The 14,937-nt window shown below is 34.6% G+C and carries 17 protein-coding genes and 1 pseudogene; 11 read left to right on the top strand and 7 right to left on the bottom strand.

Features of this window, described 5'->3' with window-relative positions; all coding sequences use genetic code 11:
* A pseudogene (locus ACMZ42_RS25255) lies at positions 1-547 on the top strand (serine hydrolase); the annotation flags it as partial.
* A gap of 201 nt (positions 548-748) precedes the next feature.
* Complete coding sequence (locus tag ACMZ42_RS25250; protein ID WP_402872723.1) at positions 749-1,141, top strand: RidA family protein; 393 nt, start codon at positions 749-751, stop codon at positions 1,139-1,141.
* 245 nt (positions 1,142-1,386) lie between these two features.
* Here the strand turns inward: ACMZ42_RS25250 and ACMZ42_RS25245 are convergent, their stop codons facing one another.
* Both ACMZ42_RS25245 and ACMZ42_RS25240 read right to left on the bottom strand, forming a co-directional pair.
* Positions 1,387-2,439: a DUF418 domain-containing protein gene (locus ACMZ42_RS25245; protein WP_402872720.1), complete on the bottom strand. Its 1,053-nt coding sequence runs from the start codon at positions 2,437-2,439 to the stop codon at positions 1,387-1,389.
* A gap of 93 nt (positions 2,440-2,532) precedes the next feature.
* A complete protein-coding gene (locus ACMZ42_RS25240) occupies positions 2,533-3,477 on the bottom strand; it encodes a helix-turn-helix transcriptional regulator (protein ID WP_415733175.1) in 945 nt (314 codons plus the stop codon).
* A 100-nt stretch (positions 3,478-3,577) separates the two neighbouring features.
* On the opposite strand from ACMZ42_RS25240, the gene ACMZ42_RS25235 reads away from it, so the two are divergent.
* Positions 3,578-4,108, top strand: a complete 531-nt coding sequence (locus ACMZ42_RS25235; protein ID WP_415733174.1) for a dihydrofolate reductase family protein — start codon at positions 3,578-3,580, stop codon at positions 4,106-4,108.
* A gap of 23 nt (positions 4,109-4,131) precedes the next feature.
* Here ACMZ42_RS25235 and ACMZ42_RS25230 read toward each other — a convergent pair whose 3' ends face one another.
* Positions 4,132-5,154: a serine hydrolase domain-containing protein gene (locus ACMZ42_RS25230; RefSeq protein ID WP_415733173.1), complete on the bottom strand. Its 1,023-nt coding sequence runs from the start codon at positions 5,152-5,154 to the stop codon at positions 4,132-4,134.
* A gap of 66 nt (positions 5,155-5,220) precedes the next feature.
* Entirely contained in the window at positions 5,221-5,976 is a 756-nt protein-coding gene (locus ACMZ42_RS25225; protein WP_370080173.1) for a class I SAM-dependent methyltransferase, read from the bottom strand.
* A gap of 551 nt (positions 5,977-6,527) precedes the next feature.
* Here ACMZ42_RS25225 and ACMZ42_RS25220 point away from each other — a divergent pair.
* Positions 6,528-6,698 (top strand): hypothetical protein, encoded by a 171-nt coding sequence (locus tag ACMZ42_RS25220; RefSeq protein WP_370080169.1) that lies wholly within the window; start codon positions 6,528-6,530, stop codon positions 6,696-6,698.
* A gap of 587 nt (positions 6,699-7,285) precedes the next feature.
* Here the strand turns inward: ACMZ42_RS25220 and ACMZ42_RS25215 are convergent.
* Positions 7,286-7,501 (bottom strand): helix-turn-helix transcriptional regulator, encoded by a 216-nt coding sequence (locus ACMZ42_RS25215; RefSeq protein ID WP_370080167.1) that lies wholly within the window; start codon positions 7,499-7,501, stop codon positions 7,286-7,288.
* Positions 7,502-8,127: 626 nt separating this feature from the next.
* Here ACMZ42_RS25215 and ACMZ42_RS25210 point away from each other — a divergent pair.
* Entirely contained in the window at positions 8,128-8,652 is a 525-nt protein-coding gene (locus ACMZ42_RS25210; RefSeq protein WP_415733172.1) for a DNA topology modulation protein FlaR, read from the top strand.
* A 25-nt stretch (positions 8,653-8,677) separates the two neighbouring features.
* Here the strand turns inward: ACMZ42_RS25210 and ACMZ42_RS25205 are convergent, their stop codons facing one another.
* Positions 8,678-9,496, bottom strand: a complete 819-nt coding sequence (locus tag ACMZ42_RS25205) for a Ku protein (RefSeq protein WP_370080163.1) — start codon at positions 9,494-9,496, stop codon at positions 8,678-8,680.
* A gap of 105 nt (positions 9,497-9,601) precedes the next feature.
* Here ACMZ42_RS25205 and ACMZ42_RS25200 point away from each other — a divergent pair, with 105 nt between their 5' ends.
* The 4 genes from ACMZ42_RS25200 to ACMZ42_RS25185 all read left to right on the top strand — a co-directional run bounded on the left by ACMZ42_RS25200 (position 9,602) and on the right by ACMZ42_RS25185 (position 12,985).
* The gene (locus ACMZ42_RS25200; protein WP_415733171.1) at positions 9,602-11,425 is read left to right on the top strand and encodes a DNA ligase D; all 1,824 of its coding nucleotides are present in this window, start codon (positions 9,602-9,604) and stop codon (positions 11,423-11,425) included.
* 1 nt (position 11,426) lies between these two features.
* Entirely contained in the window at positions 11,427-11,909 is a 483-nt protein-coding gene (locus ACMZ42_RS25195; RefSeq protein ID WP_415733170.1) for a hypothetical protein, read from the top strand.
* Positions 11,910-11,929: 20 nt separating this feature from the next.
* Entirely contained in the window at positions 11,930-12,391 is a 462-nt protein-coding gene (locus ACMZ42_RS25190) for a hypothetical protein (RefSeq protein WP_415733169.1), read from the top strand.
* Positions 12,392-12,541: 150 nt separating this feature from the next.
* Complete coding sequence (locus ACMZ42_RS25185) at positions 12,542-12,985, top strand: PH domain-containing protein (protein WP_415733168.1); 444 nt, start codon at positions 12,542-12,544, stop codon at positions 12,983-12,985.
* 99 nt (positions 12,986-13,084) lie between these two features.
* Here the strand turns inward: ACMZ42_RS25185 and ACMZ42_RS25180 are convergent, their stop codons facing one another.
* Positions 13,085-13,348 carry an MBL fold metallo-hydrolase gene (locus tag ACMZ42_RS25180; RefSeq protein WP_415733167.1) on the bottom strand — a complete coding sequence of 88 codons (264 nt, stop codon included), beginning with the start codon at positions 13,346-13,348 and terminating at the stop codon, positions 13,085-13,087.
* 1,049 nt (positions 13,349-14,397) lie between these two features.
* Between ACMZ42_RS25180 and ACMZ42_RS25175 the strand changes: the two genes are divergently transcribed.
* Both ACMZ42_RS25175 and ACMZ42_RS25170 read left to right on the top strand, forming a co-directional pair.
* Positions 14,398-14,631 carry an NUDIX domain-containing protein gene (locus ACMZ42_RS25175; RefSeq protein WP_415733166.1) on the top strand — a complete coding sequence of 78 codons (234 nt, stop codon included), beginning with the start codon at positions 14,398-14,400 and terminating at the stop codon, positions 14,629-14,631.
* 78 nt (positions 14,632-14,709) lie between these two features.
* Positions 14,710-14,898, top strand: coding sequence for a hypothetical protein (locus ACMZ42_RS25170; protein WP_415733165.1), 189 nt, complete (start codon positions 14,710-14,712; stop codon positions 14,896-14,898).
* Positions 14,899-14,937 lie beyond the last annotated feature (39 nt).

The following is a 14,937-nucleotide window of genomic DNA, read 5'->3' as shown; positions in this document are numbered from 1 at the left end:
ACAATATATATCCCATGCTGGTGAAAATCCAACATTCTCTTCTTATTTCATCATGCAGCCCGATGAACAATTAGGAGTAGCCGTATTATCCAATATGAACTCGAGCTATACAACTGCGATAGGGCAAGGTGTGATAGATTTATGGGAAGGAAAAACGGTAAATACTATTCATTCTGACATCTATCAGAATTTGGATAAAATTATTTCACTTATATGTGTTATTGTTGTAGGCTTGGGGATGTTTTTAAGTATTCTATTGCTTACAACCTTAAGGGAAATTGTTAAAAAACAACGAATTAGAGTATCTTTAAATATAAAAAGAACTTTTTTATTAATCTTTCATTCTTTAAGTGTTGCAATAATTTTTGCACTTATCATTATGTTCCCGAAACTATTACCAGAGGAATCCAATTGGGAGTTTATTAAAGTATGGGGTCCAACCTCAATCACTGTGTTATTTTATAGTGTTATAGTGTCAGGTGTGATTTATTGTTTATTGAGATTAGTGAAGATATTAACCATAAAGGAAAAAGAAATAAAAATGTAAAGATTTGATTATTTTATGAAATGCATGGTAATATGAAAATAACTTTAGGTGAAAGGGGAGAATCCAAATGAAAAAAAGATCATTACGTTTTTTAAGTATGGGTATTGGGTTCTCAACTGCTGTTTTTTTCTAAAATTAAGTTTATAGGGACGAGTCTGCCCTTTTTTAGAAAAATAAATAAAAACCTAGAGGAGATTAACCATGAAAAATGAAATAACACGTAAAAATCCAATCCAAGTACCTAGCCCTGTTGGCAATTACAGCCATCTTACAATAATTCCTAAGGATGCAACAATATACGCATTATCTGGACAAATTGGAGTTGGGGTAAAAGGTGAATTGCCATCATCACTAACAGAGCAGGTTAAGAATACATTAAAAAATATTCAATTAATATTGCAGGCAGAGGGACTTAACGCAGACAATGTGGTGAAAGCCAATATTTGGGCAACTGAAGAAATAGATTGGGATGATTTCTATCAAGAGTGGGAAACGATGTTTGGAAATCCTTATCCTTCTATGACGATAGCTTATATTACTGCTTTAGGACTCCCTGATATTAAATTGGAAATAGATATTTGGGCTGCTAAATAAGCTGAGTAACCGACAAAATCTTAAATGATCTTGTCGGTTTTTTTATAAAGCAAATTTTAGGGTATATGATAAGAAAAAAATGGTCACTTTTCCTAAGCGGAAAGTGACCAAAAATTAAAGATTTAATGATGGGGGTGTGTTTCTTGCTCAAGGTATGAGCAAGCTGGAAGCGAATTGAGTACACTACTATTTTATGAAGGAAAAAAGCTTTTTGTTAGGTATTTGTCATTTTTAAGTTTTTTGGGTTAGGAGCGTTCCTTAGAATTAGTAGAAGCTTTAAGCAATGAAGGTATAGTCCAATAAGTACCCATGCGCCACAACCATTCTAATGGTCCAAATTTAAAGAATTGCAGCCAAATCTTGCTAAACAGTAATTGGAAAATGTAAATACCGATGCAAATCCAAAGAGATTGGATAAAACGAATATTGCCAATAAGGTCAAAGGCATTGCCAATTAGTAAGATTAGCGCTGTTTGCCCTAAATAATTTGTTAATGCCATTCGTCCATAGTCTTTTAATGGTGAAAGCAAGGCCTGGCATAAATGATGTTTGAGTAATAACATTAATAAACCTACATAAAATGCAGATACAAATGGGCTAAATTGAAGCCCGATTAATGAAAATTTTTCAATGTTTGTCACATGTTCTGTAAATTCATCTTTTGTCATATTGTTAACGTTCGCCATTGCCTCTGGGACATAATGCCATTGATACAGCAAGCCCACTATGCTAATAAAGAACATTATCACTGTAAAGATAAATATGTTTTTACGATTGTCATGGATCTTTTCGAAAATTTGATACTGCCCAGCAGCTAATCCTAGTAAAATAAGTGGAAACGGCATAGCAATTTTGATGCCATAATAAGCAGTTACCGCTAATAGTATAAGTCCTATAGTTACGTTTATTTCTTTACGAACTTTGTAAAATGGTAAAGCAATTAGCCCGAAAATTGCATAGACGGTTAATGCTTCTCCAGGTTGGAAATAAAAATGTACAAGCCCGATTAACAATAAAATAATCATTCTTCTAATAAATAAAAGATAGGCGTTATTATTTTTAGCCATTGCACGGGAAATAAAAATATAAAAGCCTACACCGAATAAAAATGAAAAAATCGAGAAAAACTTACCTTCCACAAATAATATTAAAAATCTATTGTATGCAATATCTATAGATGTGTCCGGTGTATTTATCCATAATAATGCCGGAATATTTACTAAAATAATTCCTAATAAAGCAAATCCTCTTAAATAATCTAGTGTATCAATTCGTTTGTTTAATTCAATTGGTTGCATGTTATCTCCTCCTCACTTACAAAGTATAAGAAAATTGTCTATAAAGTAGTAACGATGAATGTTACGCCAATCTTACAAAATCGTCATATAACATTATTCATTTTCTGGATACATAGATAAAATATCTTTTGCCTGCTGTCGTAAAATATTGATTAATTCATTCGGTTCTACAATTTGAGCATGCATACCAAGCCGATAGAAGAGGGGGCTAGTAAAATTTAGTTCACCTTTGTCTATAATGGAATCAATATAACCTGTGCCATCTTCTTTTATGACGACTAAGTCTTCAAGGCTAGGTTCACTTCTGCATTGTCGTACACCTTCCCTTGATAATAGTACATGTAAACGAATGGGTTGTTTAATCTCATATGTGTTGCCAAACCACTCCGCCAAATTTAATAATTCTTCATTGTTTACTTCGCTTCCTACGATGGAAAGAATACGATCTACACGAAACAATAATATTTTTTGTTTTGTGAAATCAAAGGCAGGCATATACCACAACCCATCATGTGCATAAACACCAATAGGATGAATATGTTTCGTTGTTGTACCTGATTTGGATTCATATTGAATATGTAGATTTTTGTTTTCAATAGCTACCTCTAAAACAGCTTTCAATAAAGGTGTTTCAATCGCTCGTTTAGGATTCCAAAACGCGATATAGGATTGAAGTTTATCCACTTTCTGCTTTGCCTCCTCCTGAAGCGAGCTATATAGCTTATGAGAAACGGATTTAATTTCCGTATTAAAAGGTAAATCGCGGTAATAATGCAGTGATTGGAATGCAAAGAAAATCGAAACCGCCTCATCTTCTGTAAATAAAATAGGGGGAAGAAGTCGGCTCGTCAGGACAGAATAGCCACCGTTTCGTCCTTGCTCAGCGTAAATAGGCAAGCCCATATCACTTAAATCTAAAATATATCGATGAACTGTGCGAATCGAAATATTGAATTCATCAGCAACTTCCTGAGCAGTAAATTTCTTTTTTGCACTAACAAACAGAAGGATATCTAATAAACGTTTTGCTTTTGACATTTTCTCACCTTTTCTTTTAATCATGACAGTAGTTGTCATGTTTTATGTATATTATAAATATTGTTCATGAGTTTTACAAAAGAGAAAAGGAGATGACGTTATGTCACGAGAAATCATTTTATATATTGCGACTAGTTTGGATGGATTTATTGCGAAAGAGAATGATGATTTACAATGGCTAGAAGAAACAGAGGGGGAAGGGGATGCTGGTTATTCCGACATGTATCAATCAATCGATACTATTATTATGGGAAAGAGAACGTATGATTACGTTGTAGACCATATTGATTCTTTCCCATATCTCGATAAGAAATGTTATGTATTCACAACATCACAAAGTGGTGAAAACGAACATGTTGAGTTTGTGAATGAAGATGTAGTAGCGTTTACGAAAAAATTAAGGGAACAGGAAGGGGCGAAAATTTGGATGGTTGGTGGAGCGGCAATTCTCGATGCCTTTATGAAAGCGCAGTTAATAGATGAATTAATTGTTACAGTTACTCCGCATCTTTTAGGTTCAGGAATTCCATTGTTTAAGGATCATAATCCATATCAAGATTTAAAGTTAATAAATACCCAACGCTATGGGCAAATGGTGCAAATGCATTATAAGGTGATGAAAGAGGCTTGATGTTCCAGCCTCTTTTTCTGCTATTAGTAAAGTGCATGATAGATTTCACCCATGATTCCCTTCATTTGATGCATACCTGTATCAGTATTAGTCATCATAACTATCCCTTTTTCGAGGTAAGGATAGGCTACTAGCATACATTGAAACCCAACACCCCAGCCAAGAGAGGAAAATTCGAGCTTCTCGTCCGTGCCATCTAGAAATACGCCAAGGCCCGTCCATTCCTTACCTCCTTGTGAACGGAACAGTTCTTTTGCTTGTTTTGTAGTAATACCAATTTTACTTTGCCCTTTGACAGCATTCATAATATCTAGTAATAATTTTGTCAAATCGCTAGGGGTAGTCCATATACCACAAGCAGCAAGATAAGGATAAATAGAATATTTCCCTGGAATTAAAGCTCCATTTTGATCATGGCCACATGCGAAATTATCTAAATTTGATGTTGAAAGAGAGGTAGGAAATGTACTGTTCGTCATACGCAGTGGCTTAAATATAAAATTGTCCATGAGATGAGAAAAAGGTTTTTGCGTTATATCTTCTAGTAATAATTGCACAAGACAAAAGCCTGCATCAGAATAGTGAAATTCACTTTCAGGTTCATAAGTCACTTCAATGGTAGTAGGGCAATAAAGAGTTGTACCATTCAATATTTCTACCATAGACGGTATTTCGTTGAAAGATTCTAGTTCCATAAAACTGCCCTCAGGGTCCACAATACCAGATTGATGACATAATAAGTTGCGTAATGTAACTTGTTTATGCTTTGTCAATTGATTGTCAGGAACCTTCCATGAAACTAGTTTTTCATTAACATCTTCATCTAAATCTACAATCCCTTGTTCCACGAATTTCATCACTAAAATGCTTGTTAGAAACTTACTGATCGAGCAAGCATTAAAAACGGTATGCTCATTAATTTTTTGATAGGTACCTGCTTCTAGAACACCAAAATGATCCTCCTTACTAATTTTGCCCTTTACGAAAGCTACCATGCTCAAACCTGTTATACGGTAATGCTCCATACGTTCACGAATGTTTATCATCTATTTAGCTCCTAATTTTTTCTTAATTATAACAGAATGCGGAACAAACGTTTGTGTTTTGTGATTTTATTTTTGTAACCGTGCGTGTACAATCATAGATGGACTATTTTTTGTAAAGTCACTTTTGTTCCACGAACCATATATGTGCAACATTTCAAACCCATTTTGTTCTAATAGCCTCTTCATTTCCATTGGATATGTATAGCGAAGTCGAATTGAATCTTCGGAAATAGAGTGTTCTAGTTTATTTTTAGAACGGCAAGTTAAGATTTGTGTGATAGGGTCATATTCGTCACGATGCTGAATAGTTAGTTTTTCACCTTTACTGTTGACTGAACTTTCTTCGTATTCATCCACGGTAGACAGTTCGCTTAGAAGAGCGTTTCTCGTATCAAATACGAATTCTCCTCCTGGATTTAAGTGCTTTTTAACGGAATGGAATAAAGCATTTTGACTTTCGTTACTTAGAAAATGTTGAAATGAATTACCTGTCATATAGATAAAATTTGATGTGATCGATAATTGAAGCTGCGTGCAGTCTTGCACTGTAAAATGCACATGGACATTGTGCTTTTTCGCTTTTTCAATTGCCAATTGAAGCATCCCTTCATGGATATCTACTGCATAAACATTGAATCCTTGCTTGGCTAGCGGAATAGCTAAGCGACCTGTGCCGCAGGCTAATTCAATTATCGTACCGCTATTTTTCTTGAGATGATTTTCAATAAAATATAAATCCACGTTATAATTTTCATGAAGTACATCATATTCAATAGGGTTTTTATATTTCTCTAAATTTCCACTAAACTCATTTTGATACATACCTCTAACTCCTTCACCTTTATCTTTATTTAAGAAATATTGTATAATAAATCCAATATTCACACAAATTAGTTTCTCATAATAAATGTGGTATTGATTCCCGTTCCGTATCACTTTGACTGGTAATTTGCGTATATTTAAATTGTTTAATTATGTGAAGAAAAGCTTTTAATATAGAAAGTTGTGATGCAGTGTTGTTTTAGAAGTATTAAACTGTACACTCATCTCTTGCAGTGATAAAGGTCCCTTTAGAAGCTGATAAAGCAATTTCAATCGAAGTTCATCGCAGGTACGATAGTTTATCGACCTTCTTCTCCCAGCCGTAGTATTCTATAACTGTACTGAGTACATTTTAATCTTCTGTGGTGCGCGCTGGTTTTGGGCGCTACATGGATGGCTAACGGTGCAGTTTAGTTGAACAAGCGTGGGCACTTTTGTATTTAAATATCAAATAAAGGAAATTAGTGTTAAAATAAAAATGAAATATCGCCAATAATTTGAATAGTAAAAGAATAAGACTGCTATTAAGGTTTTAAAAGGAGGTATAACTTATGAAATACATAAAAGGCTTATATGTATCTTTTGTACTAATGATGTTAGTTATTTTGGTTAACACAACAATATTTGATGATGAATATTCAGGGATTGCTATGTTCGTTTGTTTAGGTATATTTATAATAGGAACAGCATTTTTTATAAATACCAAACAATTAAAAAATTAGGATACGTAAAGCGAGTTGCTAAACTAACAGGGGGTTTTACTTCAGGCTGGGATTTCACAGTGATTCCAACTTTTTCCTCTCCAACTAACGAAGCAGGATAGTTGAAGTAGGAAATCAGAAAAATGTAAAAAACTACTTGTAATCTCTGTGCTTCTAAAATTTGTGCTCCATTCAAATTTTAAAAAAAGTGCCCATTTTCTGAGCGCCTATTTTTTCTTTGAAAGGTAACTGTTGAATGTAAAACCTCCGAGCAATATAATACAAAAAGCTAAAATAATGTGCTCTATTGAAACAGATTTAATACCATTTAGAAGTAGTATAGCTAGAACAGCTAATACAATGATGATCGACCAGAAAAGTAAAATTTGATTGTACCTATTCCTATTTTGAATTGTGCGTTCGTCTTCAATTATCTCGTTCTCTGTGTCCATTTGTTTTATTTTCATATTATATCGGATAACTCCAAAAAGCATGATTATACTCATTGGTATATTCCCGTATGAGTATGGGTGTTCAAATAGAGCAACAAACAAATTAATTACAACTAGAGTCGCAACGCTCAACCAAATACTTATCGGTTTTTTCTGTTAGTTTGCACTAGACTCATCCTCCTCCAAAATGAAAATACTCTCTACATTCGTATTGAAAAATTCGGAAATTTTAAGAGCCAACTCTAAACTAGGATTGTAATGGTGATTTTCTATAGCAATAACTGTTTGTCTCGTTATTCTTAGTTTCTTAGCAAATTGTTCTTGTGTTAATCCAGCTTCAGTTCTAAATAATTTGATATTATTTTTAACCATCTTTATTAACTCCTAAAGTAAAATGATTCCAAGCTTCTAAAATTAAAATCATCCTTCCCCTGCGTCTGAAAGTAAAGATATCTTTACATCTATTATATACATTTTAACTAATAAATGTATAATCGCAGCTACAATAATAAATTAATTTTTAGAATGAGCTCTTTATATAGCACTGAGCAATTTTGAATTGTCTTCTCGACTTCCTAAAGAAAGATTGATAACATCTCCATTAGGATCTATCCAATCAATTGCCAATTTACTGTAATAGGTTGATTGAGGTAGAGGTAGGGCGACCCCATAGGGATTAGCGTCACAGATGAGGGCAAGTAGGGGAACGAAGGCTCAGTGCAAAACAACAGTGATAACGACTTCGTAACCAACATCATGTTGTTGCCACTGCCTTCGCTTTCGCGCAGATAAAACCCTTTTGTTGTCGCTTCGCTTTCGCATAGACAAAACACGTTGCTGCCGCTATGTTAGCACTACGCTTTCGGACAAAAAACATCTGCTGGCCCAGGCTGCTCATCGGACGCCCCTAGGAAAGCGCCCAGCCGGAACGGAAATTAACCCCACGTTATGGTGATGAGCCACAAAATTAACAAGCTATAAAGGAAAGGTGGGTTAATTTGAACAAGAAATTTCCGCGCAAAATACATATCATTGGCTCTGTTGGGAGTGGAAAAACTACTTTAGCGAAAGAGCTATCTACGACATTAAATATTCCTTATTATGAATTAGATAATGTTGTTTGGAAAAGACAAAATTCTGGTGATATTAGAAGAACCGAGCAACAAAAAGTTGATTATTTGAATAATATTATTCTTACGGAAGCGTGGATTATTGAGGGCGTTCATAATGAGGACTGGGTAGCGCAAAGCTTTTTGAATGCCGATTTAATTATTTTCTTAGATACGAATTATTTAATCAGAATCTATCGAATAATAAAGAGATTTACGTTACAAAAAATCGGTTTGGAAAAGTCCAATTACAAACCGACCTTATCAATTTTTATAAAAATGTTTAAATGGAATCGTCATTTTGAGGAGATAGGCAAACCTAATTTTTATCACAAATATGGAATGTATTGTGACAAGCTATTGGTATTAACAAATAAAAGGGAGATTCTTAAAAAAAGCATATCCAAAAAATAATGGATACGCTTCTTACATGTACTTTTTAAGCATTTTTCTTCGTTTTCGTTGCCCGTTTTCTTGTTGTTGGCTTCTTCGTTTTTTCTAAGGAAGCTTGAAGTGCTGTCATTAAGTCCGTAACGTTATCAGGTACTGGACGTTTATCGCTAGTCGAGATTGTATTTGTAGCTTTTTTCTCCTCTATAAGCTCCATTAAAGCATTGCGATAGTCATCAGTATATTTTTCTGGATTAAATTCTGTTGTTAATTGATCAACTAGCATGAGTGCGGTTTCTAGCTCTTTTGGAACAATGTTTTGTTCACTTGGAATACTTGGAACATCAGCAACACTCCTTACTTCATCGGGGTAATGAATCGTTTCCATTACTAATGCATTTTGATAAACACGGACAATTGCTAATTGTTCTTTTGAACGGATAATAATTTTTGCCACACCTATTTTTCCGGATTGTTCTAATGTTTGACGTAATAGGGCATAAGCCTTTCCGCCAGTCGAATCAGGGGATAAAAAATAAGTACGTTCAAAATAAATAGGATCGATTTCAGTTAATTTTACAAAATCAATGATTTCAACGGCCTTATCTTCATTTTCCTTCCGCAAGTTCTCTAATTCTTCTGGATCTAATACGACAAACTTATTTTTTGCGTATTCATAAGCCTTCACAATGTCCTCATCTTTTACTTCTTGGTTACAGCCTTCACAAACTTTTTTATAGCTAATAGGTGTATGACATTCTTTATGGAGCTGGCGCAATTTAATGTCTTTATTTTCTGTTGCGGCATGAAGTTTTACTGGTATATTGACTAGACCAAATGAGATACTGCCTTTCCAAACTGTATGCATTTGTATCACCTCGTTTTTCTTACTATGATATATTTTGCTTATTTTTATGTATCTTAAAGTGAAATCATCAAAAACTGAAGGTAAAAAGCAAAGTAGGTATTTAAAATGAAACCAATGCTATTAACAGAAGTGCTCGAGACGCCTATAGGTGAGGAGTGGTTGTACGAAACAAAATATGATGGATTTAGATGTATGTTAGTTTGGGACGAACAGCCATTGTTAATAAGCAGAAATGGCAATAACTTAACTCACCTGTTTCCGGAGATACTTGATTTTTGTAACAGCATATTTAATAAAATTAAAAAGTTTTTACCATTAACGTTGGATGGTGAATTAGTTTGTTTAACGAATAACTTTAAAAGTGATTTTTCACTTGTTCAAAAAAGAGGGCGGATGCAAAACAAAGAAGTTATTGCTACTCATGCAAAAGATTTTCCTTGTCATTATATTGCGTTTGATTTACTGAGCTATAAAGGGGAGTCGCTGACAAATAAATATTTAAAAACACGCAAACAGCAACTTTCTAAGCTTTTTACAAATTTAAAGCTCCCGGCGACTGTCAATTATGAGGATCAATGTCCTTTGCAAGTGATTAACTGTGTGGAGCATAGTGAGCCTCTTTGGCAGGCTATAAAAGTTTACAATGGAGAGGGAATGGTTGCAAAGAAGATAACGAGTAAATGGATAGGAGATACACGCTCGACACATTGGTTAAAAATAAAAAATTGGAGATATGTTACGGTAATAGTGACGAAATATGATCATGGTAATGGTTATTTTCATGGTAGTATTTATCAACAGGGAGAGCTAGTTGAAGTAGTTATATTTAAACATGGAATGTCAGAGGAAGAACGGAAAACGCTCATTGCTTTTTTTCAAACAAATGGACAGAGGAATAATGAAACATGGGAGCTGGAGCCATCCATTTGTCTTGATATCGCCTGTATTGATTTCGATGGGAGTAAATGTCGAGAACCGCGTTTCCATGCATTTCGACTGGAGATGTTGCCAGAGGATTGTCATTGGCAGCATATGCAACGTCAACTTTTTCCTATTCCAAATACTGTTCAGATTACGCATCCTGATAAGCCTGTTTGGTCTGAAATCGGTATTACGAAGGATGGTTATTTGCACTATTTGCAAATGATTTCTCCGTATTTGCTACCTTTTTTACGAGATCGACCACTTACGCTAATTCGATTTCCTCATGGAGTCCCGGGTGAAAGCTTTTATCAAAAAAGTAGTCCTGAGAAAATACCTGAATTTGTTGCAACAGGATGGATGGACGATATTCATTACCTAGTATGTAACAATCTTGAAGCATTATTGTGGCTAGGCAATCAGCTTGCACTAGAGCTGCATATTCCATTCCAAACGTTACAATCAGAGCGTCCGACTGAGATTGTTTTCGATCTAGATCCTCCTTCCGTTGAGCAATTTTCACTTGCTGTTACTGGAGCCCTGGATTTAAAGGGAATTATCGATTATTTTAAGCTGCAATCTTTTGTTAAAACGTCGGGAGGTAAGGGAATACAGCTATATATACCGTTACCTGAAAATGCCTTTACTTATGAAGAGGTGCGAGTATTTACTGAATTTGTCTGTCGTTTTTTATGTGAGCAAAAACCGGAATTGTATACGATCGAGCGTTTAAAGAAGAATAGACATCAAAAATTATATTTAGATTATGTGCAGCATGCAGAAGGCAAGACGATTATTGCTCCATATTCAACTCGTGGCAACGAAAAGGGCTTAGTGGCAACCCCATTACATTGGGAAGAGGTCAATGAGCATTTAACACCAGATCTCTTTACTATTCCCGCTGTACTGGAGCGAATGAAAAATGTGAGCAACCCTTTTAAAGATTTCCGTCAGGTAGGGAAGAGCCAGGATTTTCAATCAGCTTTAGAGAGGTTAAAAGAGCAATGACTTGCTATCTAAGTTTGAAAAGGAAGAAAATGGGATCAATGTAGAGGCGGCATCCCTTTATCATCATGTACCAAATAAAGAAGCACTTATACAACAGGTTATCGATGCTGTGAGTATAAAAGCTGTTGTTGACGAAGCAACTGTGCTGCCATGGACGCAGACGTTCCATGCTTTTGCAACTAATTTCAGAAACATATTGAAAGCTCATCCGGGGGTGGTTCCATTAGTGGCCATTCACTCCGTTTCTGAAAAGACGGGCGCTAAATTGGCTGTCCCATTAATTGCTGTAATGGAAAAGACAAAGGCAAGTCCCGAAGAAGTTCTTTTCATCATCCAGTCGATCGCCGTCTTTGTTATTGGTCATGCACTTGCGGAGGTAGGTAATTGGCCTGATCGTCCCACAGCGCCAGCGGAATACTATAATCAATGGTTCGAAGTAGGTCTCACTGCATTGATCAATGGATTCGAACAAAAGTATGAGTAACAATGACAGGAGGAACAATCATGTTTTTTTATTTATTGCTATTGCAAGTTGCAACGTTGCTTTATCATCAACTTACAACATGGATTGATTTTTATCCTTTTAACGGAGTACGTCATTACTCAGTCAAAGAGCGCCGCAATGAGGCGTTGGTGAACGGCATAATTATGATGATCCCTATCTTGCTTTCTTTAACCCACGAATCCGTATGGATCGGCATTAGTGGATTTGTATGGACCCTTGTTTTGATTGGGGCAATTTTTAGCTGGTGGATTCCTTATTTGACAGGTGTGATGGTTTATAAAATGCCGAATAACGAGACATGGCAGCAAGTATACGAAAGGATTTTTTCGAACACCATTACCATACTCCCTCGTATAAAAAATAATCCGCGTCCCAACCTGGAGCATATGATTCTCCACGCCCTTATTCTAGGGTCGGCGATTACTGCTTGGACGTTTGCTTTCTATTTCAAAATCGGCTAAAAGTTATTATTAAAGTTCGATTTTTATCAAAACACCATTATTAAAAAGCACTTAAAAGAATGTTCTTATACTTGCGAAACCACTGCCTATTGATTTAATAATAGTAAGTGAATTTTAGAGAAAATTAATAAGAATGGTGGGATAACTCTTATGGTTTATCATGCAAAAACAAATATTAATTTAGCAATAATGATTTTTTTATTGATTTGGATATTTGGCGCTATATCACTTCTTCCGATCATCACATCTTTATTAACGGTTATTATTATGTCAACGGCCTTTATTGTTTCACTAGTTTTTATTTGGTGGTACACAAATTCTATCAAGTTTGTTTTCTGTGAAAAGTATCTCTTAGTTAAAGGTGGTCCATTCAAAAGTAAGATTCCGTATCAAAGTATAACAAAGGTTTCTCCAACGACAGATAAGTATACTGGTTATCAAATTTCATCATCTGAAAAGGGACTGGAAATATTTTACGAAACAGCAGCTCATGGTAGTATGAAAATTTTACCAAAAGATAAAATGAAGTTTATTTTAGAGTTAAAAAAACGATGTCCTAATGCACAAATTCCACAAAATCAACAATTCGAGTAAATGGTTAAATTTGTTTTATCTGTAATCCTTTTTTGATAGGGAGGAGCAGGCTTTTCAATCTGTCTTGGCTCATATATAAGACTAAGAGAGGACAAAATACTACGCCCTCTCTTTAATTGGTTCGCCATGCCAATGGCTGTTAATAATCCATGTAACAGGTCGGTTTGTTATTTTTTCAGCAACGAACTTTAAGTCTTCAGATGCTTGTTGAGTGTTAAATGTATCAAAAATAATAATTTTATCGCCTAGATCCACAAAACCGGCATTTCCTACAGCTCCACCACCATCTTTAGCTATTGCTGCATATATACCTTTACCAATTCGGTCTAGCTGAAAGTGTTTACTATAAAACGTATCGTTCATTTATCTCACCTCTTATTTTATTTAGTTTCCTATATTTTCTATATTCGATTTTGATTAAAACAATTCCTTTAAGATTTAAAAGTGGCTACATCTGTATTCGTATTCGTCTGGCCCTATAATACAAAGCTTTTTAATTGAAGTAGTCTATGCTTATTTATCATGGGGAGAGGGTAGCTTGCTCTAGTTTTGAATCTTTATATCTCGTGGTAAGCAAATCAAGTTTAAATAGAAACAGATATGAAAACTGTTATAAATATTCCCACAGCCATTACAAAGAGGGAAATTTTCTGTAATAATGAATAGTCTCGAAATTTTTTATTTTGAAAAGCAAAATCAGAAATTATGGAAAATAGAAAAGCTACTAAAATATCCACCAAGATTCTATTAAGAAATGAAATATTGTATATAGCAATTGCTATAATTGCTATATGCGAAAAGATAAAAAACCTAATATATTTGTTTTTTAATATCATTTTATCACCTCTTAATTCCTGTATATTACAAAAATATGTATTGATAGGATGATTATGACGTTTAATATATATGTCAATAAAATTATTATTTTTATGTTGTTTTCGTTAGTTTTTATTTTGTATTGGCCAGTTTAGTTCCAATGCTAATGCTACTATACCGATGTTGCTGATATAAGTACCGATAATGTTCAAATCTTGTTACTTGTACAGTATGGATATCATGTCTAGGAGGAAACGCTTTAACTTGTTTAATACTCTACCTTGTGTAGAAGGAATTAACTTTGAATGATACGACAGAAACGTCTTGCCACCAAAACTTGTGCGGTTTTTCTCGTTATTAGATTAATAGAATTCCTATAGCCTTTGCTCTTTCTTTCATTCGATTTAACATTTCACTTCGCAACAAATCAATTTAGTCTTGTTCTTATGGTGACTGCAAATAAATACGGTTATGACTGTAAGCATCCAGCAATTCTATATTGACCATTTCGTTTGGAGTCTGTTCATGTATGCAATATCGAGAAAAGGTAGCGATATAACGTGATAGATTTAACTTTTGAAAGGTAGGAGATTCTGATGGATAAAGAAAAACATGATATCACATTCCCAACTAAAGATGGTGTGTTCAATATGAGGGTGGGTGCAATCATTCTCCGAGATGATAAAGTGCTGATGGTTAAAAATAATCGCGACTCTTATTACTACTCCGTTGGGGGAAGAGTGAAATTACAGGAAACGTTAGAAGAAGCCATTATCCGCGAATGCTTTGAAGAAACCAAAGTGCATTTTGAAGTTGATCGTTTAGTGTAAATTCATGAAAATTTTTTTCCTGTTCAAAGTGGTACATATGGAGAAACCCAATTTCATGAAATAGCATTCTTTTATTTAATGAAATCAAATGAAGTCGAAGTAGAGTGTGAAAGCTACACCAGTGATGGCATTGAAGAAAGGTTAGAATGGTTACCTATTTCGAATCTTCAGGATGCCTTTCTATTCCCAGAGTTCTTTAAATCAGAACTCGCTTGCTTGCCTGCTGAAATCAAACATATCGTAACAGTTGAAGAAAAAAGAACATAAAAGAAACAGAGAGGATTACTCCTCTCCAGTTAAGTTTGC

This window comes from Lysinibacillus sp. NPDC056185 (genome assembly GCF_047737915.1).
Lineage (GTDB): Bacteria > Bacillota > Bacilli > Bacillales_A > Planococcaceae > Lysinibacillus.
This window is presented reverse-complemented; position numbering and strand designations above follow the sequence as displayed.

Coding starts and splice junctions, on each gene's coding strand:
- ACMZ42_RS25250 (WP_402872723.1), top strand. CDS start 749: ATGAAAAATGAAATAACACGTAAAAATCCAATCCAAGTACCTAGCCCT.
- ACMZ42_RS25170 (WP_415733165.1), top strand. CDS start 14,710: ATGAAATCAAATGAAGTCGAAGTAGAGTGTGAAAGCTACACCAGTGAT.
- ACMZ42_RS25245 (WP_402872720.1), bottom strand. CDS start 2,439: ATGCAACCAATTGAATTAAACAAACGAATTGATACACTAGATTATTTA.
- ACMZ42_RS25215 (WP_370080167.1), bottom strand. CDS start 7,501: ATGGTTAAAAATAATATCAAATTATTTAGAACTGAAGCTGGATTAACA.
- ACMZ42_RS25235 (WP_415733174.1), top strand. CDS start 3,578: ATGTCACGAGAAATCATTTTATATATTGCGACTAGTTTGGATGGATTT.
- ACMZ42_RS25175 (WP_415733166.1), top strand. CDS start 14,398: ATGGATAAAGAAAAACATGATATCACATTCCCAACTAAAGATGGTGTG.
- ACMZ42_RS25220 (WP_370080169.1), top strand. CDS start 6,528: ATGAAATACATAAAAGGCTTATATGTATCTTTTGTACTAATGATGTTA.
- ACMZ42_RS25200 (WP_415733171.1), top strand. CDS start 9,602: ATGAAACCAATGCTATTAACAGAAGTGCTCGAGACGCCTATAGGTGAG.
- ACMZ42_RS25190 (WP_415733169.1), top strand. CDS start 11,930: ATGTTTTTTTATTTATTGCTATTGCAAGTTGCAACGTTGCTTTATCAT.
- ACMZ42_RS25230 (WP_415733173.1), bottom strand. CDS start 5,154: ATGATAAACATTCGTGAACGTATGGAGCATTACCGTATAACAGGTTTG.
- ACMZ42_RS25205 (WP_370080163.1), bottom strand. CDS start 9,496: ATGCATACAGTTTGGAAAGGCAGTATCTCATTTGGTCTAGTCAATATA.
- ACMZ42_RS25180 (WP_415733167.1), bottom strand. CDS start 13,348: ATGAACGATACGTTTTATAGTAAACACTTTCAGCTAGACCGAATTGGT.
- ACMZ42_RS25240 (WP_415733175.1), bottom strand. CDS start 3,477: ATGTCAAAAGCAAAACGTTTATTAGATATCCTTCTGTTTGTTAGTGCA.
- ACMZ42_RS25185 (WP_415733168.1), top strand. CDS start 12,542: ATGGTTTATCATGCAAAAACAAATATTAATTTAGCAATAATGATTTTT.
- ACMZ42_RS25225 (WP_370080173.1), bottom strand. CDS start 5,976: ATGTATCAAAATGAGTTTAGTGGAAATTTAGAGAAATATAAAAACCCT.